This is a genomic window from Bradyrhizobium nivariense (assembly GCF_029846695.2).
In the GTDB taxonomy this organism is placed as follows: domain Bacteria; phylum Pseudomonadota; class Alphaproteobacteria; order Rhizobiales; family Xanthobacteraceae; genus Bradyrhizobium.
Genome location: NZ_JARWCR020000029.1, coordinates 65,053 through 88,561 on the forward strand (window position 1 = coordinate 65,053; position 23,509 = coordinate 88,561).

General features: G+C 64.7%; 23 protein-coding genes, 1 tRNA gene and 2 pseudogenes. 11 read left to right on the top strand and 15 right to left on the bottom strand.

Going from position 1 to position 23,509, the window contains the following annotated elements; all coding sequences use genetic code 11:
• Window positions 1-174: 174 nt before the first annotated feature.
• Window positions 175-732, top strand: coding sequence for an HNH endonuclease (locus QCM77_RS23275; RefSeq protein ID WP_247498178.1), 558 nt, complete (start codon window positions 175-177; stop codon window positions 730-732).
• A 15-nt stretch (window positions 733-747) separates the two neighbouring features.
• On the opposite strand, the gene QCM77_RS23280 is transcribed toward QCM77_RS23275, so the two are convergent.
• Together QCM77_RS23280 and QCM77_RS23285 are read right to left on the bottom strand one after the other, a co-directional pair.
• Window positions 748-2,217: a GH1 family beta-glucosidase gene (locus tag QCM77_RS23280; RefSeq protein WP_279685053.1), complete on the bottom strand. Its 1,470-nt coding sequence runs from the start codon at window positions 2,215-2,217 to the stop codon at window positions 748-750.
• Window positions 2,218-2,219: 2 nt separating this feature from the next.
• Complete coding sequence (locus QCM77_RS23285; RefSeq protein ID WP_279661518.1) at window positions 2,220-3,221, bottom strand: glycoside hydrolase family 16 protein; 1,002 nt, start codon at window positions 3,219-3,221, stop codon at window positions 2,220-2,222.
• 308 nt (window positions 3,222-3,529) lie between these two features.
• Here QCM77_RS23285 and QCM77_RS23290 point away from each other — a divergent pair, with 308 nt between their 5' ends.
• The 3 genes from QCM77_RS23290 (at window position 3,530) to QCM77_RS23300 (ending at window position 6,553) form a co-directional block, all read left to right on the top strand.
• On the top strand, window positions 3,530-3,751 hold the full coding sequence (locus tag QCM77_RS23290; RefSeq protein ID WP_279661517.1) for a dodecin: 222 nt from the start codon (window positions 3,530-3,532) through the stop codon (window positions 3,749-3,751).
• 181 nt (window positions 3,752-3,932) lie between these two features.
• Window positions 3,933-5,837 (top strand): sensor domain-containing diguanylate cyclase, encoded by a 1,905-nt coding sequence (locus QCM77_RS23295; RefSeq protein WP_279685055.1) that lies wholly within the window; start codon window positions 3,933-3,935, stop codon window positions 5,835-5,837.
• Between the two features lie 95 nt (window positions 5,838-5,932).
• Entirely contained in the window at window positions 5,933-6,553 is a 621-nt protein-coding gene (locus QCM77_RS23300; RefSeq protein ID WP_279685056.1) for an HAD family hydrolase, read from the top strand.
• Between the two features lie 24 nt (window positions 6,554-6,577).
• Here QCM77_RS23300 and QCM77_RS23305 read toward each other — a convergent pair whose 3' ends face one another.
• The 6 genes from QCM77_RS23305 to QCM77_RS23330 all read right to left on the bottom strand — a co-directional run bounded on the left by QCM77_RS23305 (window position 6,578) and on the right by QCM77_RS23330 (window position 13,880).
• Window positions 6,578-7,546 (bottom strand): ABC transporter ATP-binding protein, encoded by a 969-nt coding sequence (locus tag QCM77_RS23305; protein WP_279661514.1) that lies wholly within the window; start codon window positions 7,544-7,546, stop codon window positions 6,578-6,580.
• A complete protein-coding gene (locus QCM77_RS23310) occupies window positions 7,543-8,538 on the bottom strand; it encodes an ABC transporter ATP-binding protein (protein ID WP_279685058.1) in 996 nt (331 codons plus the stop codon). Before QCM77_RS23310 ends, QCM77_RS23305 begins: the two co-directional genes overlap by 4 nt.
• Window positions 8,538-9,455 (bottom strand): ABC transporter permease, encoded by a 918-nt coding sequence (locus tag QCM77_RS23315; RefSeq protein ID WP_279661512.1) that lies wholly within the window; start codon window positions 9,453-9,455, stop codon window positions 8,538-8,540. The genes QCM77_RS23310 and QCM77_RS23315 overlap by 1 nt, the downstream gene beginning before the upstream one ends.
• Window positions 9,421-10,380 carry an ABC transporter permease gene (locus QCM77_RS23320; RefSeq protein WP_279661511.1) on the bottom strand — a complete coding sequence of 320 codons (960 nt, stop codon included), beginning with the start codon at window positions 10,378-10,380 and terminating at the stop codon, window positions 9,421-9,423. Before QCM77_RS23320 ends, QCM77_RS23315 begins: the two co-directional genes overlap by 35 nt.
• A gap of 29 nt (window positions 10,381-10,409) precedes the next feature.
• Entirely contained in the window at window positions 10,410-12,200 is a 1,791-nt protein-coding gene (locus tag QCM77_RS23325; protein WP_279685060.1) for a peptide ABC transporter substrate-binding protein, read from the bottom strand.
• A 261-nt stretch (window positions 12,201-12,461) separates the two neighbouring features.
• Window positions 12,462-13,880 (bottom strand): M20 family metallopeptidase, encoded by a 1,419-nt coding sequence (locus QCM77_RS23330; RefSeq protein ID WP_279685061.1) that lies wholly within the window; start codon window positions 13,878-13,880, stop codon window positions 12,462-12,464.
• A gap of 278 nt (window positions 13,881-14,158) precedes the next feature.
• Between QCM77_RS23330 and QCM77_RS23335 the strand changes: the two genes are divergently transcribed.
• The 3 genes from QCM77_RS23335 to QCM77_RS23345 all read left to right on the top strand — a co-directional run bounded on the left by QCM77_RS23335 (window position 14,159) and on the right by QCM77_RS23345 (window position 16,520).
• Window positions 14,159-15,130 (top strand): S1C family serine protease, encoded by a 972-nt coding sequence (locus QCM77_RS23335; RefSeq protein WP_279661508.1) that lies wholly within the window; start codon window positions 14,159-14,161, stop codon window positions 15,128-15,130.
• Window positions 15,131-15,161: 31 nt separating this feature from the next.
• Complete coding sequence (locus tag QCM77_RS23340) at window positions 15,162-16,232, top strand: carboxylesterase family protein (RefSeq protein ID WP_279685062.1); 1,071 nt, start codon at window positions 15,162-15,164, stop codon at window positions 16,230-16,232.
• Between the two features lie 81 nt (window positions 16,233-16,313).
• Window positions 16,314-16,520: a hypothetical protein gene (locus tag QCM77_RS23345; protein WP_270165708.1), complete on the top strand. Its 207-nt coding sequence runs from the start codon at window positions 16,314-16,316 to the stop codon at window positions 16,518-16,520.
• A gap of 77 nt (window positions 16,521-16,597) precedes the next feature.
• Here the strand turns inward: QCM77_RS23345 and QCM77_RS23350 are convergent, their stop codons facing one another.
• The 4 genes from QCM77_RS23350 to QCM77_RS23365 all read right to left on the bottom strand — a co-directional run bounded on the left by QCM77_RS23350 (window position 16,598) and on the right by QCM77_RS23365 (window position 18,968).
• On the bottom strand, window positions 16,598-17,257 hold the full coding sequence (locus QCM77_RS23350; RefSeq protein WP_279661506.1) for a DsbA family protein: 660 nt from the start codon (window positions 17,255-17,257) through the stop codon (window positions 16,598-16,600).
• An 87-nt stretch (window positions 17,258-17,344) separates the two neighbouring features.
• Window positions 17,345-18,067, bottom strand: a complete 723-nt coding sequence (locus QCM77_RS23355; RefSeq protein WP_279661505.1) for an LrgB family protein — start codon at window positions 18,065-18,067, stop codon at window positions 17,345-17,347.
• Complete coding sequence (locus QCM77_RS23360; RefSeq protein WP_247406828.1) at window positions 18,064-18,447, bottom strand: CidA/LrgA family protein; 384 nt, start codon at window positions 18,445-18,447, stop codon at window positions 18,064-18,066. The genes QCM77_RS23355 and QCM77_RS23360 overlap by 4 nt, the downstream gene beginning before the upstream one ends.
• Before the next feature lie 44 nt (window positions 18,448-18,491).
• Window positions 18,492-18,968, bottom strand: coding sequence for a PaaI family thioesterase (locus QCM77_RS23365; RefSeq protein ID WP_279661504.1), 477 nt, complete (start codon window positions 18,966-18,968; stop codon window positions 18,492-18,494).
• 176 nt (window positions 18,969-19,144) lie between these two features.
• Here QCM77_RS23365 and QCM77_RS23370 point away from each other — a divergent pair, with 176 nt between their 5' ends.
• Window positions 19,145-19,693, top strand: coding sequence for a TetR/AcrR family transcriptional regulator (locus QCM77_RS23370; protein ID WP_279685064.1), 549 nt, complete (start codon window positions 19,145-19,147; stop codon window positions 19,691-19,693).
• A gap of 47 nt (window positions 19,694-19,740) precedes the next feature.
• Here the strand turns inward: QCM77_RS23370 and QCM77_RS23375 are convergent, their stop codons facing one another.
• On the bottom strand, window positions 19,741-20,241 hold the full coding sequence (locus QCM77_RS23375; protein WP_279661502.1) for a hypothetical protein: 501 nt from the start codon (window positions 20,239-20,241) through the stop codon (window positions 19,741-19,743).
• A gap of 201 nt (window positions 20,242-20,442) precedes the next feature.
• Between QCM77_RS23375 and QCM77_RS23380 the strand changes: the two genes are divergently transcribed.
• Window positions 20,443-20,733 (top strand): PsiF family protein, encoded by a 291-nt coding sequence (locus QCM77_RS23380; RefSeq protein WP_279661501.1) that lies wholly within the window; start codon window positions 20,443-20,445, stop codon window positions 20,731-20,733.
• 100 nt (window positions 20,734-20,833) lie between these two features.
• Window positions 20,834-21,918: pseudogene (locus QCM77_RS23385) on the top strand (AbrB family protein).
• 3 nt (window positions 21,919-21,921) lie between these two features.
• On the opposite strand, the gene QCM77_RS23390 reads toward QCM77_RS23385, so the two are convergent.
• Entirely contained in the window at window positions 21,922-22,461 is a 540-nt protein-coding gene (locus tag QCM77_RS23390; protein ID WP_279685068.1) for a disulfide bond formation protein B, read from the bottom strand.
• Window positions 22,462-22,617: 156 nt separating this feature from the next.
• Between QCM77_RS23390 and QCM77_RS23395 the strand changes: the two genes are divergently transcribed.
• Window positions 22,618-22,702 (top strand) — tRNA-Leu (locus QCM77_RS23395).
• A 245-nt stretch (window positions 22,703-22,947) separates the two neighbouring features.
• Here QCM77_RS23395 and QCM77_RS23400 read toward each other — a convergent pair.
• Window positions 22,948-23,475: pseudogene (locus QCM77_RS23400) on the bottom strand (cupin domain-containing protein); the annotation flags it as partial.
• Between the last annotated feature and the right edge of the window lie 34 nt (window positions 23,476-23,509).

The window sequence follows — 23,509 nt, forward strand, 5'->3', positions numbered from 1 at the left end:
CTCCCGCCGTGGCCCCCGCCCCAAAATCACGGCGTTTTTGGTCGCTTTGCCACCCCGCCGCCGCATTGCTTGCGCCTGAATAAGTCGCTCAACGGGCTTCACAATCCCGTCACGCTGCATGTAGTATGTCAATACATGCTGCTTCGCAGCGTACATGGAGGCCGGGAGCGTTACTTGAACGCACATGTCTCGCAAGGCAGTTGGCCGGTGTTGGTGCTGAATGCGGACTTCCGGCCGCTGAGTTACTACCCGCTGTCTTTGTGGTCGTGGCAGGACGCGATCAAGGCGGTGTTCCTCGACCGCGTCAACATCGTCGCGCATTACGATCAGGCGGTCCATAGTCCCACGCTGCAAATGCAGCTGCCGAGCGTCGTCTCGCTCAAATCCTTCGTCAAACCGACCACACATCCCGCGTTCACGCGATTCAACGTCTTCCTGCGCGATCGTTTCGCCTGCCAATATTGCGGCTCGCCCGAAGACCTCACCTTCGACCACATCGTCCCGCGCAGCAAAGGCGGCCAGACCACCTGGGAGAACGTGGTCGCGGCCTGCTCGCCCTGCAATCTGCGCAAGGGCAATCTCACGCCGGTCCAGGCCAAGATGTTTCCGCGCCAGCACGCCTTCGCCCCAACCGTGCACCAGCTCCACCGCAACGGCCGGCTGTTCCCGCCGAACTACCTGCACGACAGCTGGCTGGATTATCTCTACTGGGATACGGAGCTGGATCCGTAGGATTGGCGTCTGGTCTCACACCCCGATCGCATTCCGCGCCACCACATCACGGTAGAACGCCGCGCTCAGCTTTGGCACCCTCGCCTGCGTCTCGAAGTCGACCCGGTACAGGCCAAACCGCTTCCCATAACCAAAAATCCACTCGAAATTGTCCATCAGGCTCCAGAGGAAATAGCCGCGGATCGGCACGCCCTCGGCGACCACGCGCTGCATCTGGGTCAGGTAATTGCGCAGGAACATGATGCGGTCGAGATCGTAGACCTGGCCGTCGGCGGCGACCTTGTCTTCGGACGAGGTCCCGTTCTCGCTGATGTAGATGGTGTCGATGTTCCAGATTTTCGCGGCGATGCGCGGCGCCCAGTAGATCACCTCGGGGCCGACGCGGAGCCATTCCGAATTCATGTGCGGGAACGAAGTCGGGAACGGCAGCACGCGGAAGCCGGGCGCGCGATCGGAGGCCGTGACGTAATATTGCGGCGCGTAGATGTTGAGGCCGACGAAGTCGTTCGGCGTGCCGATGATCTTCAATTCCTCAGGCGTGAATTTCGGCGCGTCCGCCCCCGCATAGGCGAGGAAGCCGTCAGTGTATTTGCCCTCCAGCACCACACCGAGGAAGCCGGCATTGAGCTCGCGCGTCGCGATCTCGGCAGCGCGGATGTTTTCGGGCGTGGCGATCGCCGGCACGCAGGCTGCGATGTTCTCGGCCGCGCCGACGCGGGTGCCGGCGCGCGCCGAGGCGCGGATCGCCTGCACCGCGAGCCCGTGCGCCAGCGCGACGTGGTGGCGGGCCTGGTTGAGCTGCGCGGTCGGCAGCTTGAGGCCGGGGGCGTCGATGCCCCAGCCATAGCCGAAATTCACGAAGCGCCCGACCTCGTTCACGGTGAAGATGTTCTTCACACGATCGGTCAGGCGTGCGGCGACGTACGCAGCGTAGTCGGCAAAGGCCTTTGAGGTATCGCTCGACCGCCAGCCGCCGACGCGGTCCTGGAGCGCCTGGGGCAGATCCCAGTGATAGAGCGTGGCGTAGGGTTCGATGCCTTTCGCAAGCAGCTCGTCGACGAGGCGATTGTAGAAATCGAGCCCCTTGGCATTGGGCTGCCCTGCGCCGTCCGGAAATACCCGCGGCCATGCGATCGAGAAGCGGTAGGCCTTGACACCGAGCGCCTTGATCAGCGCGACGTCGTCCCTGTAGCGATGATAGTGCTCGTTGGCACGGTCGCCGGTGGTGCCGTCCTCGATCTTGCCGGGCGTGTGGCTAAAGATGTCCCAGATCGACTTGCCGCGGCCGTCCTCGTCGACGGCACCTTCGATCTGGTAGGACGAGGTCGCCGTCCCCCACAGAAAATCCTTCGGGAAGCGCGCCGGCGCGTGACGCTCGGTCGATGCGGGCGTTTCATTCTCCGCAGCCCTGGCACCCGCCGCCGCCCCAGCCGCGGCGAGGCCCGCGAGCTTTGCAAAAGTGCGCCGCGAGAAACCAGTTGCCATTGCTATCTCCGCGCCTGCTCCATATCGATCTGATAGGCGGAAATCCGGTCGATCTCGAATGCGATGCTCGGTGGCGATTCCGCGTCGACCGGACCGACGCCGAGAAAGAATTTCGATCCGATCGCGAGATTGACGATCATGTACATGGGATCGTCGAAGCCGATCGGCACCTTGATGTCGGACACCGGCCTGCGGTCGATGAAATAGACCAGGCGATCCTCTGCCCACAGCACACCGTAAGCGTGGAATGCGCTCGAGGCGTCGCCAACCGCAAAATCGAAGCCGCAGGACTGGATCTTCTGGGTCGAGGGAATTCGCCAATGTGTCGTCATCACGAGATCACCCGCCTTTTCGCCGCGCCCCTCCAGCACGTCGACCTCCGGCGGCCAGCCACCGTCATCCGCCAGCATCCAGAACGCCGGCCACACCGCATGCCCGACCGGCACCTTGGCGCGGATTTCGAAATAGCCGTGCTTCTGCGCGAACGTACCCTGGGTCGTCAGGATTCCGGAGATGTACTCGTTGTTGAACAGCACCGGTTTCAATTCCGGCGGCGTGCGGCTGGCGACGATCGACAGCACGCCGTCCTTGACCTTGAACGGATCGAGCCCGAGCGGCGCCGCGGCACGCCCCGCGTAGCGGGGATCGACATAGATCTGCTGCTCGCCATTGGCGCTGGTCTTGCGCTTGAAGTCGGAGCCGTCGCCGCCCCAGTAGCGCGCCTCCGGCCACGCCGCGCCGCCGGCGTAGTGCGGCACCCAGCGTCCGGTCGCCAGCGGATGCTCGTCAAAATCCTCGTTGAAGGTCCGGCGCAGCGGCAGGAACACGAGCGAGGCCGGATTGACCGTCTCCAGCCGGCGGCAGTCGATGGTGGATGGATCGGTTGTCACCTGCAGCGACATGCTCGCCGGCGCACCATCAAGATCGTCCTGCGCGATGCCTGGCGCAGGCACGACGCAGAGACCGATCGCCGCCAGAGCGCCCCTCGTCCAACGCTCGATCATCACCGCACTTCGAAGATTCCGGAGGAATGGCCGAGGTTAGCTCGCTCGCATCGGGACGGGCAAGAGCAGCGACGCGACGCTGCGCCAATTCGGAGCGCCCGCCCGGACACGCGACCCACATTTCCGTGCACTTGCAAAAAAATGGACCACCGCCCATGGGCAGCGTCCAGCAGGCGAGCGCAGGCTCTCGCCGGGGACGGAACCCGAAGCGCCGGCATCCGTTCAGAGTCGAGGCCGGATGTCTCGCGAGTGCCGACTGTCTGCGACAGAGGTATCCGGCGCCGCCACAGCACAAGGGGAGAATAGTCATGCCCACGAGCGAGACAGATCACGTCTACAAGATGCTGGAACTGGTCGGATCGTCCGAGACCTCGATCGAGGACGCGATCAAGAACGCGGTCAGCCGTGCCGCCAAGACCGTCCGCGAGATGAAATGGTTCGAGGTTGTGCAGACGCGCGGCCACATCGAGAACGGCGCCGTCCGCCACTACCAGGTCACGTTGCGCGTCGGCTTCACACTGGATGGATGATACGGCGACGCCAGGCGAAACCGTCACGCCGCGGCGACGTGGTTAACAATCGCCGACGGGCGTCGATCAAGATATCGGCAACTCTCTCCGGCCGAATACGGGCTCCGCACAATCATCGCGGATGTTGCAACAGGCCGTTAAGACCAAAGTGAGAGGTTTGCACCGATTTGGAGCAAGCCCGATGGTCACGAGCCGCGAACTCGCCAAGACGCGCCTTCCGCTCTGGGCGGCGGGTTTCGTCGTGCTGATTTGCGTGGCGATCCTCGGCTTGAGCGGCTGGCGCGAATGGGAGACCCGCAATGCCGAACTCAGGAACGCCGAGATCGACGTCGCCAATCTGGCGCATTCGCTGATTCAGCACGCGGACGACACGTTCGAACTCGTCGATACGATCCTCGTGGGGCTGGTCCACCGGCTCGAACTTGACGGCACGGGTCCGGACACGATTGCAAAGCTTCAGGCCTATCTGCCGACACGCAAATCAGCGGACCGCATCCGCGGCATCTTCGTCTATGACGCGACCGGCCGGTGGCTTGCCACGACTGAGCGCATCGACTTCTCCAAGCTCAACAACAGCGACCGCGAATATTTCCAGCGCCATCGCGACTCGCCGGAGACGGGCACGCTGATCGGACCGCCCGTCAAGAGCCGAGCCGGGGGCCAATGGATCGTCACCGCGTCCCGCCGGATCAACGATCCCGACGGCGGCTTCGCCGGCGTTGTCCTGCTCACGATCGACGTCGGCTATTTCGTCAAGTTCTACGAGCGATTCGACATCGGTCCGAACGGCTCGGCATCGTTGCTCAACAATAGCGGCATCATGCTGGCGCGCAGCCGCGACGACAGTGGTGCCTTTGTCGGACGCGACCTGTCCAATGCGCCCTTGTTCAAGGGTTGGGAAAGCCGTCCCGCCGCGGCAGTCTACTATTTCAAGTCGCCGCTCGATGGCGTGCAGCGGCTGAGCTACTACCAGCGCAGCAGCCGCTATCCCCTGATGGTGCTGGCGAGCAAGTCGCAGGACGACGTGCTGGCGCCCTGGCGGCGCGCCGCAGCTGCGCGCACGACCTTCGTCCTCGGCCTCGTGCTGCTGATCGCGGTGATCGGCTTCTACCTGGTCCGTCAGCTCGTGCAGCGGCAGCGCATGGCCCAGGCGCTGGTCGCCAAGGAAGCGAATTTCCGCCTGTTGGCCGAGCAGTCCAGCGACATGGTGACCCGGATCGGGCTGGATAACCGGCTGCTCTACGTCTCTCCCTCGTGCGTGCGCATCACCGGCTGGTCCGCCGACGAACTGCTGGCCACCTCGGCCCTGGCCGGCATTCACGCCGACGATATGGAGCGGGTCGAGCAGGCCATCGCCGCGCTGAAAAATGGCGAGGCCGAGGAGGCGCGGTTCGTCTATCGTCAGCGCCATCGCGACAAGGGCGAGATCTGGGCCGAGGCGGCGCTGCACGTGACCCTGGCGTCGGACAGCGGTGAGATCGACGGCGTCGTCGCAGTGGTGCGCGACATGACCGAGCAGAAGGATCTTCAGGACAAACTCGCCTCGCTTGCAACGACCGACGGCCTTACCGGCCTCGCCAACCGGCGCGCATTCGACGAACGCCTCGCCGACGAATGGGCGCGCGCCCGGCGCGACGGCACGCAGCTGTCGCTCCTGCTGATCGATGTCGACCATTTCAAGAAGTTCAACGACCATTACGGACATCTGGCAGGCGACGGGTGCCTGCGCGCGCTGGGCCGGATCCTGACCGCCCAGGCCAAGCGCCCGGCCGACCTCGCGGCGCGGTACGGCGGCGAGGAATTCGCGGTGCTGTTGCCGAACACCGGCCCGGATGGGTGCGCCGAGGTCGGCGAAGGGATTCGCCAGGCGCTGCACGATCTCGCCATGCTGCATGCGCAAAATCCGCCTTCCCGCCTGGTGACTGCAAGCGTTGGCGCCGCGACGAGTCTTCCGTCCCAAACCACGACGGACTGCAGCACGCTGGTCGCCGCCTCCGATCGCGCCCTCTACGCCGCCAAGGACAATGGCCGTGACCGGCTGGTGATGTCGGGACAGGTGGTTCCCTGGCCCGCGAGGAGCGCTTGACGGGATTTGACCGTTGCTCCGGATTTGTCGGCCGCGCTCCAGCGGGGTATGGCTTGGATCACGGCCGGATATCCGGCTAATCCGCGAGTGCCGCTGTGACTGATGGGATCAAGCTCGTCCTCTTCGACATGGACAATGTTCTCTGCGAGTACGACAGGGGAAAGCGCGTCGCATGCCTGGCGGAGCTTGCAGGAGCCACCAGCGACTTCGTCCACAAGGCGATCTGGGAAAGCGGCTTCGAGCTGCTCGGCGATTCCGGCACTCTCGATGCCGCGGACTACTTGCGAGGCTTCGGCGGGCGCATCGGCTATCCGCTGTCACTGGACGAGTGGGTCGAAGCGCGGCGCCGTTCAATGCAGGTCGATCGCGCGATGCTGGAGATTGCCGGCAGCTTGCGTAAAACCGTCGACATGGCCGTCCTGACCAACAATACCACGCTGGTCGCCGACCACATCGACACGCTGCTGCCGGACTTGCGTCCGCTGTTCGGCTCGCGAATCTACACCTCGGCCCAATTCAAGGCAGCAAAGCCGGACCCGCGCTGCTACCGTCTCTGCCTGTCGGAGCTCAACGTGAGGCCGGAGAGCGTCCTGTTCGTCGACGATCTCGCAGCCAATGTCGTCGGTGCGCGCGAGGCGGGTCTGTTCGCGCATCACCATACGTCAGTGGAGACTTTCAGGCAGGCCCTTTCGGAGCATGGCCTGCTTCACGAATGAATACGCGCTCCGCTTTCCCCGGCCTCACGCCAGATGGCACGCCACAAAATGCCCGCCTGCGCCTTCCCTCAGCTCCGGTGCGCTCTCCGAACAGCGCGGCTCGGCGATCGGACAGCGGGTGTGGAAGTGGCAGCCTGACGGCGGCTTCATCGGGCTCGGCACGTCGCCCTTGAGGCGGATGCGCTCGCGCTTGAGCTTGGGGTCGGGCACCGGCACCGCTGATAACAGCGCCCTGGTGTAGGGATGCTGCGGATTGCGGTAGAGGTCGCTGGCCTTGGCGAGCTCGACGATACGGCCGAGATACATCACCGCGACGCGATCGGAGATGTGCTCGACCACCGACAAATCGTGCGCGACGAAGAGATAGGTGAGGTTCAGCTCGGCCTGGAGATCTTCCAGCAGGTTGATGACCTGCGCCTGGATCGAGACATCGAGCGCGGACACCGGTTCGTCGCAGACGATCAGCTTCGGCTCGACCGCAAGCGCGCGGGCGATGACGATGCGCTGGCGCTGGCCGCCGGAAAACTCATGCGGATAGCGGCGCATGTGCTCGGCCTTGAGCCCCACCTTGACCAGCAGGCTCGCGACGCGATCTTCACGCTCCTTGGCCGACGATCCAAGCTTATGGATGATCAGCGCCTCGCCGAGAATGGCGCCGACCGTCATGCGCGGGTTGAGCGAGGCGAACGGGTCCTGGAACACCAGCTGCATGTTCCGCCGCATGGCGCGCAAATCGGTGCCGCCGAGTTGGCGCACGTCCTGGCCGTCGAACACCACCTCGCCGGCGGTCGGCTCGATCAGGCGCAACACGCAGCGACCCGTCGTCGACTTGCCGCAGCCGGATTCGCCGACGAGGCCGAGCGTCTCGCCGCGGTTGACCGAGAACGAGACCCCGTCGACGGCGTAAACGCTGCCGACCTGGCGCGACAGCAGGCCGCCGTGCACGGGGAAATATTTCTTCAGGCCGCTGACGCGCAGCAAGGGTTCGCTCATGCTGCACCTTCCAACTGCGTATCTCCCAGATGACAGGCCATGCGGTGGCCGGGCGCGATCTGGCGCAGCAGCGGCTCCTTCGCGGTGCAGACGCTCATGGCGTGGCGGCAACGCGGGGCGAAGCGGCAGCCGACCGGCGGATTGATCAGGATCGGCACAGAGCCGCCAATCGCCTCCAGGCGCGTCTTGTGCTCGCTGTCGAGATCGATGCGCGGGATCGAGCGGATAAGCCCTTGCGTATAGGGATGGCCGGGATTGCCGAAGAGGTCGTCGACAGGCGCCTCCTCCACCACCTTGCCCGCATACATCACGACGACGCGCTGCGCGGTCTCGGCGACGACGCCCATCGCATGGGTGATCAGCATCACCGCCATGCCGAAGCGTTCCTTCATGTCCTGCAGCAGGTCGAGGATCTGCGCCTGGATGGTGACGTCGAGGGCCGTAGTTGGCTCGTCGGCGATGATCAGCTTCGGCTTGCAGGCGAGCGCCATCGCGATCATCACGCGCTGGCGCATGCCGCCGGAGAATTGGTGCGGATAGTTGTGCACGCGGCCTTCGGCGTTGGGAATCTGCACCAGCTTCAACATCTCGATGGTGCGCTCGAGCGCCTGCTTCCTGGTCACCGCTTCGTGGCGGCGCAGGCTCTCGGCGATCTGTTCGCCAACCGTGAGAACCGGATTGAGCGAGGTCATCGGCTCCTGGAAGATGAAGCCGATCTCCTTGGCCCTGATCTCGTCGAGCTGACTGCTCGTCAGCGGCACCAGATCGCGGCCCTCGAAGATGATCTCGCCCGCCGCGATGCGGCCCGGCGGCATCGCGATCAGCTTCAGGATCGACATCGCGGTGACGGTCTTGCCGCAGCCGGATTCGCCGACGACACAGAGCGTCTCGCCCCTGTTGATGGAGATGTCGACGCCGTCGACGGCCTGGAGGATGCCGTCGTCGGTGGAGAAGTGGGTTTTCAGTCCCTTGATCTCGAGCAGCGGCGCCATCAGATCACCCGTCGCGCATCGAGTGCGTCACGCAGGCCGTCGCCGATGAAGTTGATGGCGACCACCGCGATGAAGATCGCGCCGCCCGGAAACAGCGCCCAGTGCGGGCCGATGTCGAGGAAGTCCTTGGCATCATAGAGCAGCCGGCCCCAGGTCGGCGTATCCGGAGGGAAACCGAGGCCGAGGAAGGACAGCGTCGATTCCGCGATGATGGCGGCGGCGACGTCGATGGTGCCGGCGATGATCACCGGACCGAGTGCATTGGGCAGGATATGGCGCACCACCTGCCGCACCGGGCTCGCCCCGAGAGCGCGCGCAGCTTCGACGAATTCCTTCTCGCGGATCGACAGGAACTGCGCGCGAACGAGGCGGGCGACCGGCATCCAGCGCAACCCACCGATCACAAGCACGATCAGGATGAAAATGCCGCCCTCGGGGCCGAACGCGGCCTTCAACCCGTCGCGAAAGAGATAGATCAGCAGCAGCAGGAGGGGCAATTGCGGCAGCGACAAAAAGAGATCGGTGAGCCACATCAGCCCATGACCGAGCGCGCCGCGCGACATGCCGGCGAGCGCGCCGATCAGCACACCGACAAAGACCGAGACCAGCATCGCGGCAAGTCCGACCGCGAGCGAGATGCGCCCGCCATAGATCATGCGGGCAAGAATGTCCTGGCCGAGATCGTCGGTGCCGAAGGGATGGGCCAGTGACGGCCCCTGCATGCCCGCCACGATATCGATGTCGTCGATCTTGACCCGCCAGACGAAGGGGCCGGCCACCACGGCCAGGATCAGAATGAGGAGCAGGAACGCACTGACCACGGCAAGCCTGTGGCGGCTATAGCGCCGCCACGTCTCGCGCCAGGGCGAGTAGACGCGCCGCTCAGCGGAGGGAGATGCGAGGGTCAAGCCAGCCATAAAGAACGTCCGCGATGAGATTGAACAGCACGACCAGGCACGCAAAGACGAAGGTGACGGCCATCACCACCGGCGTGTCGTTGGAGAGGATGGAGGAGATCAGCAGCGAGCCGATGCCGGGGATGCGGAATATCTGCTCGGTGACGATGGCCCCGCCGAACACCGCCGGGATTTGCAACGCAATGAGCGTGACGACCGGGATCATCGCGTTGCGCATCACGTGCTTGATGATCACCCGCCGCTGGCCGATGCCCTTGGCGCGCGCGGTGGTGACGTAGTCGAGCCTGATGACGTCGAGCATCGCCGAGCGCACGAAGCGCGTCATCGACGCCGCCTGGAACAGGCCGAGCACCGCCACCGGCATGATCGCCTGACGGATCACCTCCAGCAACCAGTGAATGCCGGTGCCCTTGATGTCGGTCGTGTAGACGAAAGGCAGCCAGTCCAGCGTGACTGAGAAGATCAGGATGAACAGGATGCCGGTGAAGAAGGTCGGCAGCGAGAAGCCGACAAAGGCGAGCGTGTTGGCGACCTGGTCGAACAGCGAATAAGGTTTCGTCGCGGCATAGACCCCGACCGGGATCGCGATCAGGAGCGCCAGAATCTGCGCCGAGCCGATCACGTAGAGCGTCGTTGGCAGTCGCTGGAGAATGAGTGTGTCGACGTTCATCCGGCTGACGAAGGAGAAACCCCAGTCGCCGTGCAGCATGGCGTTGAGCCAGTGCAGGTAACGAAGGTAGATCGGATCGTCGAGGCCGAACCTCGCCCGAAGCGCGGCCTGCACTTCGGGCGGTACGTTCGGATTGGTCGCCAGTTCCGAGAACGGATCGCCCGGCGCTAGTGCGAGCACGACGAAGAGCACGAGCGAAATTCCGAGCAGGCTCGGAATCGCGATCAGGAGGCGACGCAGGACATACTGGCTCATGAAGGAGGACCCGCTCTAGGCGTGCGTGATCATTCCTCGCGGTACCAGTCGAACAAATTGTCGGTTTCGTTGGCCCAGCCGCTGATCACCGGACGCAGCGTGTTGGCGGTCGCTTCCACCTTCAGCCGATGCTGCGCCGGGATGAACACGGTGTCCTGGAACAGGAGATCGTTGGCCTTGATGTAGAGCGCCACACGCTTGACCGGATCCATCTCACCGTCGGCGGCGTCGATGGTCGCGTCATAGTCCTTGTTGATCCAGCGCGGGAAATTGGTGCCCTGCCACTTGTTCTCCTTGGCCGCGACATTGCTCGAATGATAGCGGCGCATGTGCTGGGCGGGATCCGGCTGGCTCATCGGGATCTGGAACATCTCGATGTCCGCGTAGAATTTGGCGTACGTGTCGGGATTGGCAACGTCCGAGGAGAAGAACACAGAGGCCACGACGGACTTCAATTCCACGTCGATGCCGGCCTTCTGACAGGCCTGCTTGACGATCGCCTGGGTCTTCTGGCGCGGGCCGTTGATCGAGGTCTGGTACACGATCTTCAGCCTCTTGCCGTCCTTCTCGCGGATGCCGTCGGCGCCGGGCTTCCAGCCGGCATCGTCGAGGATCTTCGAGGCCTTCTCGACGCTGAACTCCCACGTGGTGTTCTTGGAGACGAACTTTTCGGGACCGTTGAGGAAGTTCGCGGTGGTGCGGCCGGCGCGGCCATAGATGGCTTTCTTGATGGACTCGCGATCGACCAGCAGCGACAGCGCCTTGCGCACCGCCGGATCCGAGAACAGCGGATGCTTGGTCTTTATCGAGGAGCGCTCGCCGTCGACCTCGGCGTTGGGATCGGTGAAGTTGAGCGCGATGAACTCGGTATCGCCGCCTACGGCGTAGATGGTCTTGCCCTTGCCGCCCTTCTCCAGACGCAGCAGCACGTCGTCCTCGACCTGGATGTTCCAGCCGAAATCATATTCGCCGGTCTGGATCACCGCGCGCGCCGCCGAGACGGCATCGCCGCCGCCCTTCATCTCGATCGTATCGAAATGGGGACGGTTCGGCATGTGATAGTCGGGATTGATCACGCCCCGGATGAGATCGCCGGGCTTGAACTCGACGAATTTGTAGGGGCCAGTGCCGACCGGGGCGAGGTTGGCCGGCGCCTCACGGGACTTCGAGCCTTTGAACTCGGCAAACAGGTGCTTGGGCAGAATCTGTCCGGTCGCGCCGACGAAGGCATCGGCCCAGAACGGCGTCGGCTTCTTGAAGCCGAGGCGGACTGTCAGATCATCCACCTTCTCAACCGTAATATCGCGGTAGGTCGCGACAGTGACGGCCGCGGTCGCGGGATCGATGATGTATTCCCAAGTGAAGACCACGTCATCGGCGGTGAAGGGTTTGCCATCGTGCCATTTGACGCCGGGTTTCAGCTTCCAGGTCACCGACGTGCCGTCGGCCGCGAGCAGGCCGTTCTGGGTCGAGGGAATCTCCGTCGCGAGAACCAGCTTCATGTTGCCGTCGGGATCCCAGCAGGCGAGCGGTTCATAGAACAGGCGCGAGCCGTCCTGGTCCTTGGTGCCGGTGGCGAAATGCGGATTAAGCAGGGTCGGCCCCTGCCACCACAACAGCTTGAGCGCACCACCGCCGCCGCGCTTGGTCGGCTTGTAGGTCGAGGCGCCCTCAGCCATGGCGACCCCGCCAAGCGCGAGGATCTGATTCGCCAAAGGCGCGGTGAGACCCACGGCAGCCAAATGCTGAATGAAGGCGCGGCGATCCATCCGCCCGCCCTTCACGTCACCGATCATCGAACGCAGTTCTTTATCCAGCATGGTTGTCCCCGTCTGGTTCCCGTATGGATGCAGGCGGTCGCGCGGGGCGACCACCGGGCTTGTCTGGCGGTAGATGGCACACCGAATGGGGCGCGCGTCAACTGCGACCGTGTGTATGCAAACGGTCTTCTGACTGTCTGTTGGGCAAAACCATATTCCGCAGCCCATACGTTCGGCAATCCAGCATCAAAACACGCTGAATTCCGCGCTGCACTGCAGAAAATTTGATCGCCGGATCAGACGAAGTATCGAGGCGAAATTCTACGCCACGGACATGTCGAGCGGCGGCGCGACGTGGTCTGGCAGCGGACAGACATAAGGCGTCTTGGCCGTCCGCTTCTCGAGGTCAGCCTTGGCGGCCTTGATCAGCTCCGGCTCCGTCAACGCCTTGATGCCGATGCCGGCCATCGCCTTGGCGGCCTGCACCATGGCCTTGTGCGCATGCGGGCTCTTGCCCTGCGCGACCACCTGCCAGGTGTGGAAGGGCGTACCGATTGCAACCGTGGGTGCGTGAACCTGCACGGTCGGCACCACCCAGCTCACGTCGCCGACGTCGGTCGAGCCGACCAGCGGGTTGCGCTTGGCATCGAGCGGCACCAGGAAGTCAGCGAGCGGCCGATCGGTCGGCTCCATGCCGATCGCGTAATAGACCGACTCGATGTCCTTGTCGCTCAGCGTCGCGCGGATCTGGCTGGCAAAGCCGTTGTCGGCGTCATCGAAATGCGGCGGTCCGAGCTCTTCCATGACCCGGTGCAGCGCCTGCTCCAGCGGGGTGTTCGGCAGGATATTGGAGACCGCGGAGATGATCTTCATCTCGACCTTGGTCTCGGTCATCAACGCCGCGCCGTCTGCGATCTTGCTCACGCGTCCGACCAGTTCGTTCATGCCGGGCAGATCACGGGCGCGAATGGAATAGCGCACCCGCGCATGCGCCTGCACCACGTTGGGGGCGATGCCGCCGGTGTCGAGCAGCGCGTAGTGCACGCGCGCGTCGCTCGGCATGTGCTCGCGCATGTAATTCACGCCGACATTCATCAATTCCACCGCGTCGAGCGCGGAGCGGCCAAGATGCGGTGAAGCCGCTGCATGCGAGGTGCGGCCGGTGAAGATGAAATCGGCGCGGGTGTTGGCGAGCGACGGCGTCACCGCGACTTCCCAGAAGCTGTGCGGATGCCAGGTGATGGCGACGTCGGCGTCTTCAAACGAGCCGGAGCGCACCATGAAGGCTTTTGCCGCGCCGCCTTCCTCCGCGGGGCAGCCATAATAGCGCACGCGGCCCGGCACCTTGTTCTCGGCGAGCCAGTCCTTCACCGCGGTCGCGGCGAGGAGAGCTGCGGAACCGAGCAGATTGTGACCGCAGCCATGGCCGTGACCGCCGGTCTCGACCGGACGATGCTCCGCGACGCCCGCCTCCTGGCTGAGCCCCGGCAGCGCGTCATATTCGCCCATGAAGGCGATGACCGGCCCGCCCTCGCCCCATTCGCCCATCACCGCAGTCGGGATGCCCGCGACGTTCTCGGTGATGCGGAAACCCTGATGACGCAGCTCGGCGAGATGTTCTGCGGCGGACCGTGCCTCGGTGTAGCAAACCTCGGGCATGCCCCAGACCTTGTCGCTGAGGTCAATAAAACGTGCCTTGATCGTGTCAATGCCACGCCAGATGTCGCTGCGGTTGTCCATGCTTCGGTCCGTGATCCCTTGGTCAAACGAAGCGGCAATGGTTAGCAGCTTCATTGTACGGCGCCTAGCACCTCGCCGGACAGCAGCCATGCGGCCAATGCCGGAGCCCTACCGACCGCGCATGAACCGTTCCTGTGCCTTTCCGAGATTTCACACGGCGTTCTCTGGAATAGTTGGGAAACGAGGCTTTCAAGACGGCCTCCTCCGGCCTAAATTATGCGTGCTTCGCGCCTCGTTCCGCTTTGTGGCGGAGCTATGCTGTCAGCCAGGAGAACTCCATGCCCGCCCTGACCGAATGGAGAGTGCCGCCGGCCAATCAGCCGCGTGCGAGCGATTACGGTTTCGATCTCGAACGCGCACTCGCCTCCGTCGTCGGCCTGCATGCCATCATCCCGCCGGACGCCTTTAGCGCCGAGACATTGGGCACTGAACGCGCCGGCAACGGCGTCGTGATCGATGACGGGCTGGTGCTCACCATCGGTTATCTCATCACCGAAGCAGAGTCCGTGTGGCTGCATGTCGGAGACGGGCGCGTGGTGGAGGGACATGTGCTCGGCTTCGACGCCGTCACCGGCTTTGGCCTGGTGCAGGCGCTCGGCCAGCTCGACGTCGAACCCTTGCCGCTCGGCATCTCGGCCGAAACCCGGCTCGGCGACCGCGTCGTGGTCGGCGGCGCCGGCGGACGCACGCGCTCGGTCGCGAGCCAGATCGTGGCCAAGCAGGAATTCGCCGGCTACTGGGAATATCTGCTGGACGAGGCCGTCTTCACCCATCCCGCGCACCCGAACTGGGGCGGCACGGCGCTGCTCAACGAGCGCGGCGAGCTGATCGGCATCGGCTCGCTCCAGCTCGAACGCGAGCGCGACGGCAAGGCCGAGCACGTCAACATGATCGTGCCAATCGACCTGTTGACACCGATCCTGGACGATCTGCGCAAGTTCGGTCGCGTCAACAAGCCGGCACGGCCATGGCTCGGACTCTATTCGACAGAGATCGACAACCGCGTGGTGGTGATCGGGATCTCCGCCAACGGTCCGGCCGCCCGCGCCGAGCTCAAGACCGGCGACGTCATCCTCGCGGTGGACGGCGACAAGGTCACGAGCCAGACCGCCTTCTACAAGAAGATGTGGGGGCTCGGCGCTGCCGGCATCGACGTGCCGCTGACTGTTCATCATGAAGGCGTCACCTTCAACGTCACGGTGACCTCGACCGATCGCTTCAAGTTGCTGAAGGCGCCCAAGCTGCACTGACACGGCCGAACTTGGAAGGCGAGTAACGGCGATGACCGAGGCCGTTGTGGACGACATCGTGGCCGTGCTGCCGCCTCTGCTCAATGCGCTGGAAGCGCTCGGCTTCTTCGCCCGGCGCTTGCATCCGCCTGCCTTTGCGTCGGCGATGAATGCGATCGGCGCGCCGGACGAGGCGCTGCAAACGGCGCGCGCGGCGATCAGCGCCTGGCCGGAACAGTTCACAGGACTGCGCGAGCGGCTCGATCGTGCCTGCGACGAGACGCTCGCCGCCTTTGCCGGCCTACGCGACGTCGAGCGTGGCAATGGCGACCTCGTCGCGGTCTTCCGCGCGTTGCGCCACGTGCCGCGTGCGCAGGAGGCACTCTATCCGCTGGCGGCGCAGTTTCCGCCGGTGAGCAGCTTCTTCCTCAACGCCGCCACCCGCGAGAATACCGCCCTGTTGTCGCGGCTGGAAGCCGGCGCGGGCGCGCACACCGGCATCATCCACGATCACAACGAGCCCGGCAGCCGCGGCGGCTTTTCGGTCTATGTGCCCGAATATTGCACGCCCGACCGCGCCATGCCGCTGGTGATGGCGCTGCATGGCGGCAGCGGCAACGGCCGCGGTTTTCTGTGGAGCTGGCTGCGCGACGCCCGCAGTCTTGGTGCGATCCTGGTGGCGCCGACCGCGACCGGCCCGACCTGGGCGCTGATGGGTGACGATTCCGACACGCCCAACCTCATGCGCATTCTCGAAACCGTGCGCAGCCGCTGGACCATTGACCCCTCGCGCATGCTGCTCACCGGCATGAGCGACGGCGGCACCTTCTGCTATGTCGCCGGGCTCGACGGCGCCTCGCCCTTCACGCATCTCGCGCCGGTGTCGGCGACTTTTCATCCGTTGATGGCCGAAATGGCCGACGCTGCGCGCCTGCATGGCCTGCCGATCTTCATCACCCACGGCAAGCTCGACTGGATGTTTCCGGTTCAGACCGCGCGGCAGACCCAGGCCGCGCTCTCCGCCGCCGGCGCCGACGTCACCTATCGCGAGATCGACGACCTCAGCCACACCTATCCGCGCGAGATCAACGCGGAGCTGATGCAGTGGCTGAATGGAGAATGAACAACCTCTCCTTACCTGCGCCGTACTGCCGCGGAACCATCACTCTGGGCCGACGTTATCGCCCGTCACCGGAGGTTCGCCATGCAGACTTTTTTCGGAATGATTTTGGGCGCGCTGCTGCTTGCCTGCGGCGTGTACGTCTATGACTCCATGCAGACGTCGTCCGTCGCCAATGGCGAGGTCGCGACGACCAATCGCACCATCGTGAACTGGGATGTCGCCAAGGCCGATTGGGACGCGCTGCGCGATCGCGCGCACAAGGACTGGGTCCGCATCTCGTCGAAGTAACGACGCCGTATCATGAATGAGGCGCCGTCGCGGGTCCGCGGCGGCGCCTTTGTGTCGCGCGATGAATATCGCTCGCGTCAGTTCATCTTGGCCTTGCGGGCATCGGCGATGACCTGCTCGAAGTCGTTCATGCTGAGCACGCCGGGCACGCGGTACTTGCCGACGATAAAGGATGGCGTGCCGCGAAAGCCGAAGGCTTCGGCCTGCTCGTTGTTGCGCTTGAGCACGGCGTCGATGTCCTTGGCGTGGTCGGTGAGATCGCGCTTCAACCGGTCCATGTCGACGCCGGCGGCCGCCAGCAACTCGTTGATGCGCGGCTCGGTCAGGCGCGAGCTGACGCCCATCATGGCGTCATGGGCCGGATGGTACTTGTCCTGGTATTTTGCCGCGAGAGCGATCCGGGCGGCCGTCACCGAGACGGGCCCCAGGATCGGCCAGTCCTTCATCACCAGCCTGACCTTGCCGTCGTCCTGGACGACCTGACGCAGCTCCGGCTCGAGCTTGCGGCAATAGGGGCAATTGTAGTCGGACCATTCGATGATGCTGATGTTGCCGTCGGGATTACCGGCGACGGGAACGTCGGGGTCGCGCAGCACCTTGGCTTCGGTCAGCACTTCGTCATCGTCGGTGGCGGCTCGTGCCAGGGTGATCCCGCTCGCGGTGAGGGCACCCGCCCCGATCAACGTCAACGCGGCGCGCCGCGTCGGCACCAGGCCCTTCTTCAGAAATACAGCCATATCTCGTCCCGTTTCGGTCCCATCGCTGCAGATACGGCTCGGGACCGGGAATTGTTACGCCTCATATAGAGTGTCGCTGCAGCGATGTCATCGCACCAGCAGCGTGACCGCCAAGGGTACCAGGAACGAGGTCACCAAAGCGTTCAGGCTCATGGCGATGCCGGAGAACACGCCGGCGATCTCGTCGACCTGGAACGCGCGTGCGGTGCCGATACCATGCGCTGCCAGACCTGCCGCGAAGCCGCGAGCCCGGTAATCGGTGACGCCTGTCCGGTTCATCAGCGGCGTCACGATGATTGCGCCCATGATGCCGGTGAAGATGACTGCAACCGCGGCCAGCGAGGGATCGGCGTGCAGCGATTCGGCGATGCCCATGGCAACGCCGGCCGTGACGGACTTCGGCGCGAGCGACAAGACCACGGCGCGCGGCAGACCGGCGAGTTCGGCCAGCAACACCACCGACACCACGGCCGTGACCGATCCCGCGACCAGCGCCACCAGCATCGGCACGATCGAGGCGACGACGCGCTTGCGGTTCTCGTAGAGCGGAACCGCCAGCGCGACCGTCGCGGGCCCCAAGACGAAATGCACGAACTGCGCGCCGGCGAAATAGGTCGTGTAGGAGGTGCCGGTCAACAGCAGGAACGCGCCGATAACCCACATCGCATGCAGCACGGGATTGGCGAGCGGATGGCGCCGCGTCGCCAGCGACACTGCATCCGTGGTCGCATAGACCAGCAGCGTCACGGTCAACCAAAGCAACGGCGACTGCGAGAGATAGACCCAGAGCGAGAACGGATTGTCCTTCATCGCGCGTCCTGTTGTCTCAACAGGCGGCTGACCAGGCGGAAGGTGAGTACGGTTGCGAGCAGCGTGACGACCACCGACAGCGCGAGCACGAGGATGATGGCAATGCCGTGGGACGCGAGCAGATCGAGCTTCTGCACGACGCCGACGCCGGCCGGCACGAACAGCAGCGACAGATGCGCCAGCAGACCCTTGCTCGCCGTCTCGACGCCATCATCGCGCAGCGGCCCGCGCGCGAGAAGCGCAAAGCGGTCGCGCGCGAGCAGCAAAATCAGGAGCAGCAAGAGGCCAAGCACCGGCCCCGGCATCGGCAAGCCGAGGCCGCGCACGACGGCTTCGCCGATCAACTGGCAGAGCAGGATGAGGCCAAGACTTGCAAGCATGATCCCGGCATCAAGGGATGCGCCGGCAGGCTTGTCAATCACCGCTATGCAGGGTTGTGCGCGGTTCGTGCGAAGCCGCAAGGGCGGGGCAGCATCGCCATCAGCGTCCCGGTCATCGTGGCGATCAACGTGACCTTGCCCGCATGCTCGGCAAACGCCTTGGCCTCGCAGAAGGTCAGCGTGCGGCCGGGCTTGACGACCTCTGCGTTGAAGACGAACCGCTCGCCCCGGGCCGGCGCGAGCAGCATGGTCTTGAACTCGACGGTGAGGATGTCGGCTTCGCGCGGCATCAGGGTGAAGGCGGCGACACCACAGGCATTGTCGAGTCCTGCGGCAATGATGCCAGCGTGGACAAAGCCGTTCTGCTGCGTGAGGGCCGGCGAGTGCAGCATGGCCAGTTCGACCTCGCCCGGCGCCAGGCGGACGATCACAATGCCGAGCGTGTGCATCGCCGGCTGGCGGTCGAACATGGCGATGGCAGCAGCGCGATAGCCCGGGTTTTTCGGCTCGTGTGCGGCCATGGCTCAGGCCTCGGCCGGCTCGGCGAGATGCCTCAAGGCGACCTCGCGGATGGCATCCTGCTCCATCGCAATTTCTCCCTGGCCTTTTCTGCCCTTGCTTATTGATACGGTAGCGTATCAGGCTGCTTCCGCGTTAGCAATACGGCACCGTATCAAGAACCGGCGAGGCTTCCTTCATGAGCGACGGCAAGGGCGATGTCTGGGTCGAGGCAGGGTTCACCGAGCTCGCCCGATCGGGGGTCGAGGGCGTGCGGGTCGAGGTGCTCGCCAAGAACCTGGGCGTCACCAAGGGCGGCTTCTACCGCCGTTTCGCCGACCGTGCCGCATTGCTCGGTGCCATGCTGGAACGCTGGCGCGAGGGGCGCTCAACGGCGATCGCGCAGCAGACGAGCCTCGATGGTCAAGCGCCCCGCGAGCGGCTGAGGGCGGTGATCCAGCTTTATTCCGAGCGGCTCAATCCGGAAGGGATGGCGATCGAGCTCGCGATCCGGCAATGGGCCCGCTCGGACGAGGGCGCCGCGGCAGCGGTGGCGAGTGTGGATGCGGCGCGGCTGAAGCACGTCGCCGAGCTCTATCGCGCGACCGGCCTCGAGGCCGAGGCGGCCGAAGCGCAGGCCTTCCTGTTCTACTGCTTCATCTTCGGCCAGAGCCTGCTGTTCGTCGAACGCGGCCCGCGCAAGCGATCGCAGCTCGTGGCGAAATCGGCCGAGAAGCTACTGGATTAAAGCAAGGGGCCGGAGCTTGGCTCCGGCCCCTGCATCGACTTGAAGCTTCAGGCGGCGCCCTTCAGCTTCTTGTTGCATTCGCTGTAATAGCCGCCGCCCTTCTCGATCCACTTCATGCCGCCATTGCCGTTGGTGGCCTTGTTGGCGTTGTACTGGTCGACGCAGGTGTGGAGGCGCGCCTTGCCGGCGGTCTCCTTCGAATATTTCGCATCGACCGCGTTCGGGAAGACGGCGTTGCCCATCGGCATAGTCGGCGCCGGGGCGGCAGCGGGGGCTGCCTCCTTCTTCGCAGCCGCCTTCGGCTCGGCGGGAGCCGCGGGCGCGGCAGGAGCAGCCGCGGTCGGGGCGGCGGCAGGCGTTGCGTCCGCACCGCACTGGGCCTTGCGGAAGTCATTCCACTTCGTGGCGCCGAGCGAGCCGTCCTTCTTGGCGGCCTGATATTTCGCACTGCACTCCTGCGAGGTCAGCGCCTGCGCCGGCGCGGTGGCCATCAACGCGGCAACACCCGACACCGCAATCGCGCACAACAATTTTGTCTGAATGGTCATCCTGAGGTCTCCTCCTTGGTCTTCCCCAAATGAAGCGAACGAGGATTGCTATCCTAGCGTGCTGGCTGCTTGGGACAAGGAAGCGGAGGCGTCCGGCGCCAAAATATAGTGATCGCGACGCGCCCATCATTCATGTCGCGTTCAGCATCGCAAGCCGACGTTCGCGCCCTTCGCAATTTCTCGCAAGAAGAGTGCAGCACCATGACCCTCGCCTCCCGCCTCGCCGTCGCCGCCCTCGCCTCCGTACTCGCAACCGGCATCGCCTTCGCGCAGACCGCGGCGCCAGCCGCCAAGACCGACACCAAGACCACTGCCGCCCCCGCCGACAAGAAGGCACCGAAGGAGCACTCGGCCGAGTCGCTCGAATGCTCCAAGCAGGCGGATGCAAAGGGCCTGCACGGCAAGGAGCGCAAGAAATTCCGGTCCGAATGCATCAAGACCGCGAAGGGTGGCACGGCTGCTCCCGCTCCAGCGGCCGCCGACAAGAAGTAAAATCCGTCATAATCCTCCGCGAGCCTCGGCGAGAGGTGCGCGCATTGCGGCATGACATAGCTGCAATTGTGCGCCTCTCGCTGATTTGCGATAAGGTGGCGTGAAGCAAATCACCGCCTCCCTGCCGTTCGATGGCCAAGCCGTGCCAAGATCTTGAGCACGGTGGAGACGCTCGTCATCGGCACTGCCGGTGGCCTCGCGTTTCTGCTCGCGGGCCTTCCCGGCGGGCTGATCTCGGGCTCGATGATCGCGGTCGGGATCGCCGCGATCGCCGGGCGCCAGCTGATGCTGCCGCCGATTCTGACCCAGACCGTGCTGGTCCTGCTCGGCATTTCGCTGGGCTCGGTCGTCTCGCGCCATCTGCTTCAACAGGTCAGCGCCTATCCGCTCACCATCGGACTGCTTGCGCTCGCGACCTTCTGCTCGACCTTCGGCTCGAGCTATTATCTCCAGCGCGTCCACGGCTGGGACCGCACCTCGGCCTTCCTGGCCGGCAGCCCCGGCGCGCTGTCGCAGATCACGATTTTGGCGGTCGAGCGCGGCGCCGACCTGCCGGGCATCGCGGTGGTGCAGACCATGCGCGTCATCATCCTCACCGCGGCGCTGCCGATGGTGCTGGCGTTCGCCGGCGTCGCGCCCTCCGTCGCGCCGTCGCTGACGACGATGATCGCCTCGCCGCTCGACCTCGTCGAGCTGGTCGCGGCCTCGCTGGCCGCGGCGCTTCTCCTGCGGCTGATCAAGTTTCCGGCGAGCTGGATGTTCGGTGCGATGATCGGCTCAAGCGTGCTTCACGGCGCAGGCTGGGTCGAGGGCGGCCTGCCGGACTGGGTACGCGGCGTGGCGCTGGTCGGCATCGGCGCCCTGATCGGCAGCCGCTTCGCGCGGATGCGGATCAAGACGCTCGCCGGGCACATCAATGCGGCGCTGGGCTCGTTTGCCGTAGCCATCGCCGTCTCCGCGATCTTCGTCGGCATCGGGGCGCTCACCACACAGGTGAAATTCTCCGACGTCGTGGTCGCCTACGCACCGGGCGCGATGGACGCCATGCTGGCGCTGGCCCTGACGCTGCACATCGACCCGATCTTCGTCGGTGCACATCACCTCTCGCGTTTCGTCTTCGTGACGATCGCGACGCCGGGCATCGTGCACCTGTTCGGCCGCACGCAGGACGATGTGGATGATTGAGCCTTAGCGCTTCGCCGTCGCCCCAAATCCCCACGCGGCGATCGCGGCCATCAACAGCGAGATCAGCACGTTGTAGCCGGCAAGCGAGAGGCCAAGGAAACGCCACTGCACCTCGTCGCAGCGGACCACCTTCACGGTGTCGAGCCGCGACAGCAGGTCGGTGGCGCTGCCGAGATTGACGACGGGACCGGAGCAATCGGTCGGCCCTTTCCAAAAGCCCCATTCGACGCCGGCGTGATAGGTGCCGAGCCCGGCATTGGCGAGGGTCGCCAGCGCCAGGATCGCAAGGCCCGCGAGCAGCAACGGCCTCACCGCGCCGCCTCGCGCCGCGAGTGCGATGAGCAGGCCGAGCGGGATCGCGAGGTAATAGGCGTAGCGCTGCTCCAGGCAGAGCGGACACGGCACGATCCCGAGCACCAGCTGGAAGAACCAGGCGCCCGCGATGGTCGCGGCTGCAATCAGCGTGACCGCGAGCGAAGCGGCCAGCGCGGGGCTCGTGGCCGCCGGTTTGAACGCAGGTACTGCGGCACTCTGGGTCGTCACGGCAGCCTCTTTCGGATCGACGCGGACCTAAGCCTCTAGCCCCGCCCCATGCGGCTGTCGAGAACCGCTGACATCACTTTGGCGCGGGTTGACCCTGTCCGGTCCATGGCTATAGTCCGCCGGCTTCGCGACGCCCTGTTTTGGGGCCGACCGAGGGCCCCTGTGGCGGAACTGGTAGACGCGCTCGACTCAAAATCGAGTTCCGCAAGGAGTGCTGGTTCGATTCCGGCCAGGGGCACCAACTAGGCTGTTCAAGCCCGTTCCAAAGCGTCTGCAACCGTCCGCACACTGCTCGAAACCCCTTGAGAATAGACACTTCCGCGTACATCGGCGTTCGTCACCGTTTGTTCTCATCCGATCCCAACCGCCCGCGGTCCAAGGTCGGGATGGACTTTCGTGCATCCGTCGTATCGCAACCGCCAGACGGTCATCGGCGAGCCCGCGCAAAAGACCTGGGGACTCCGCCGTTCCCGTCGTGGAGCGAAGGGCCTCGATCATCAGGACCTCCAGCAGGCGCGCGAGAATGACGTCTCGTGCTGGACGCATCCCGCGCGATTCCTCACCAACGAGCTGCACGAGGGTGGCCAGCCGCTTCTCGCCGCGAACCCGCACGAGGTGTGGCAGGAGCGAAACGAGCAATGCGGCGTCCGGCGAACCGAAGATACAGCGGCCGATGAGCATCAGAACGTCGGGCGGCCCCTTCTGAACGCCGAGCCTGAACTCGCCATTCGGCAACGCCACCGGCGAGGTGTCGGCGTCTTCCCAATTCGGCGGCTCCAAGCTCGATGTCATGAAGTCGAATATTGCCGGAATAAGGACGAAATCGCCCGCCTGGAGGATGATCGGTTCGCGTCCGTGGACCGAGAGGCGGCAGGATCCATCGAGGATAACACAGTAGAAGGGCCTTCCCGCTTCGGAGCGGCGAACATGCCAACGACCTGCGGCGCTGACCACTTTCGAGAAGGCGGCGCTCGGTTGGAGCAGCGTAACGACCTCCGCGAGTGGATCGACCATTTCCGGACTCTTGCAAACGATATTTGGACTTCTG

Excerpts from the sequence above, each read along its gene's own strand:
- QCM77_RS23280 (WP_279685053.1), bottom strand. The coding sequence starts at position 2,217 with ATGGCAACTGGTTTCTCGCGGCGCACTTTTGCAAAGCTCGCGGGCCTC.
- QCM77_RS23345 (WP_270165708.1), top strand. The coding sequence starts at position 16,314 with ATGCAGACTTTTTTCGGAATGATTTTGGGCGCGCTGCTGCTTGCCTGC.
- QCM77_RS23370 (WP_279685064.1), top strand. The coding sequence starts at position 19,145 with ATGAGCGACGGCAAGGGCGATGTCTGGGTCGAGGCAGGGTTCACCGAG.
- QCM77_RS23350 (WP_279661506.1), bottom strand. The coding sequence starts at position 17,257 with ATGGCTGTATTTCTGAAGAAGGGCCTGGTGCCGACGCGGCGCGCCGCG.
- QCM77_RS23325 (WP_279685060.1), bottom strand. The coding sequence starts at position 12,200 with ATGCTGGATAAAGAACTGCGTTCGATGATCGGTGACGTGAAGGGCGGG.
- QCM77_RS23375 (WP_279661502.1), bottom strand. The coding sequence starts at position 20,241 with ATGACCATTCAGACAAAATTGTTGTGCGCGATTGCGGTGTCGGGTGTT.
- QCM77_RS23355 (WP_279661505.1), bottom strand. The coding sequence starts at position 18,067 with ATGAAGGACAATCCGTTCTCGCTCTGGGTCTATCTCTCGCAGTCGCCG.
- QCM77_RS23320 (WP_279661511.1), bottom strand. The coding sequence starts at position 10,380 with ATGAGCCAGTATGTCCTGCGTCGCCTCCTGATCGCGATTCCGAGCCTG.
- QCM77_RS23360 (WP_247406828.1), bottom strand. The coding sequence starts at position 18,447 with ATGCTTGCAAGTCTTGGCCTCATCCTGCTCTGCCAGTTGATCGGCGAA.
- QCM77_RS23305 (WP_279661514.1), bottom strand. The coding sequence starts at position 7,546 with ATGAGCGAACCCTTGCTGCGCGTCAGCGGCCTGAAGAAATATTTCCCC.
- QCM77_RS23295 (WP_279685055.1), top strand. The coding sequence starts at position 3,933 with ATGGTCACGAGCCGCGAACTCGCCAAGACGCGCCTTCCGCTCTGGGCG.
- QCM77_RS23285 (WP_279661518.1), bottom strand. The coding sequence starts at position 3,221 with ATGATCGAGCGTTGGACGAGGGGCGCTCTGGCGGCGATCGGTCTCTGC.
- QCM77_RS23340 (WP_279685062.1), top strand. The coding sequence starts at position 15,162 with ATGACCGAGGCCGTTGTGGACGACATCGTGGCCGTGCTGCCGCCTCTG.
- QCM77_RS23380 (WP_279661501.1), top strand. The coding sequence starts at position 20,443 with ATGACCCTCGCCTCCCGCCTCGCCGTCGCCGCCCTCGCCTCCGTACTC.
- QCM77_RS23330 (WP_279685061.1), bottom strand. The coding sequence starts at position 13,880 with ATGGACAACCGCAGCGACATCTGGCGTGGCATTGACACGATCAAGGCA.
- QCM77_RS23365 (WP_279661504.1), bottom strand. The coding sequence starts at position 18,968 with ATGGCCGCACACGAGCCGAAAAACCCGGGCTATCGCGCTGCTGCCATC.
- QCM77_RS23315 (WP_279661512.1), bottom strand. The coding sequence starts at position 9,455 with ATGGCTGGCTTGACCCTCGCATCTCCCTCCGCTGAGCGGCGCGTCTAC.
- QCM77_RS23310 (WP_279685058.1), bottom strand. The coding sequence starts at position 8,538 with ATGGCGCCGCTGCTCGAGATCAAGGGACTGAAAACCCACTTCTCCACC.
- QCM77_RS23290 (WP_279661517.1), top strand. The coding sequence starts at position 3,530 with ATGCCCACGAGCGAGACAGATCACGTCTACAAGATGCTGGAACTGGTC.
- QCM77_RS23335 (WP_279661508.1), top strand. The coding sequence starts at position 14,159 with ATGCCCGCCCTGACCGAATGGAGAGTGCCGCCGGCCAATCAGCCGCGT.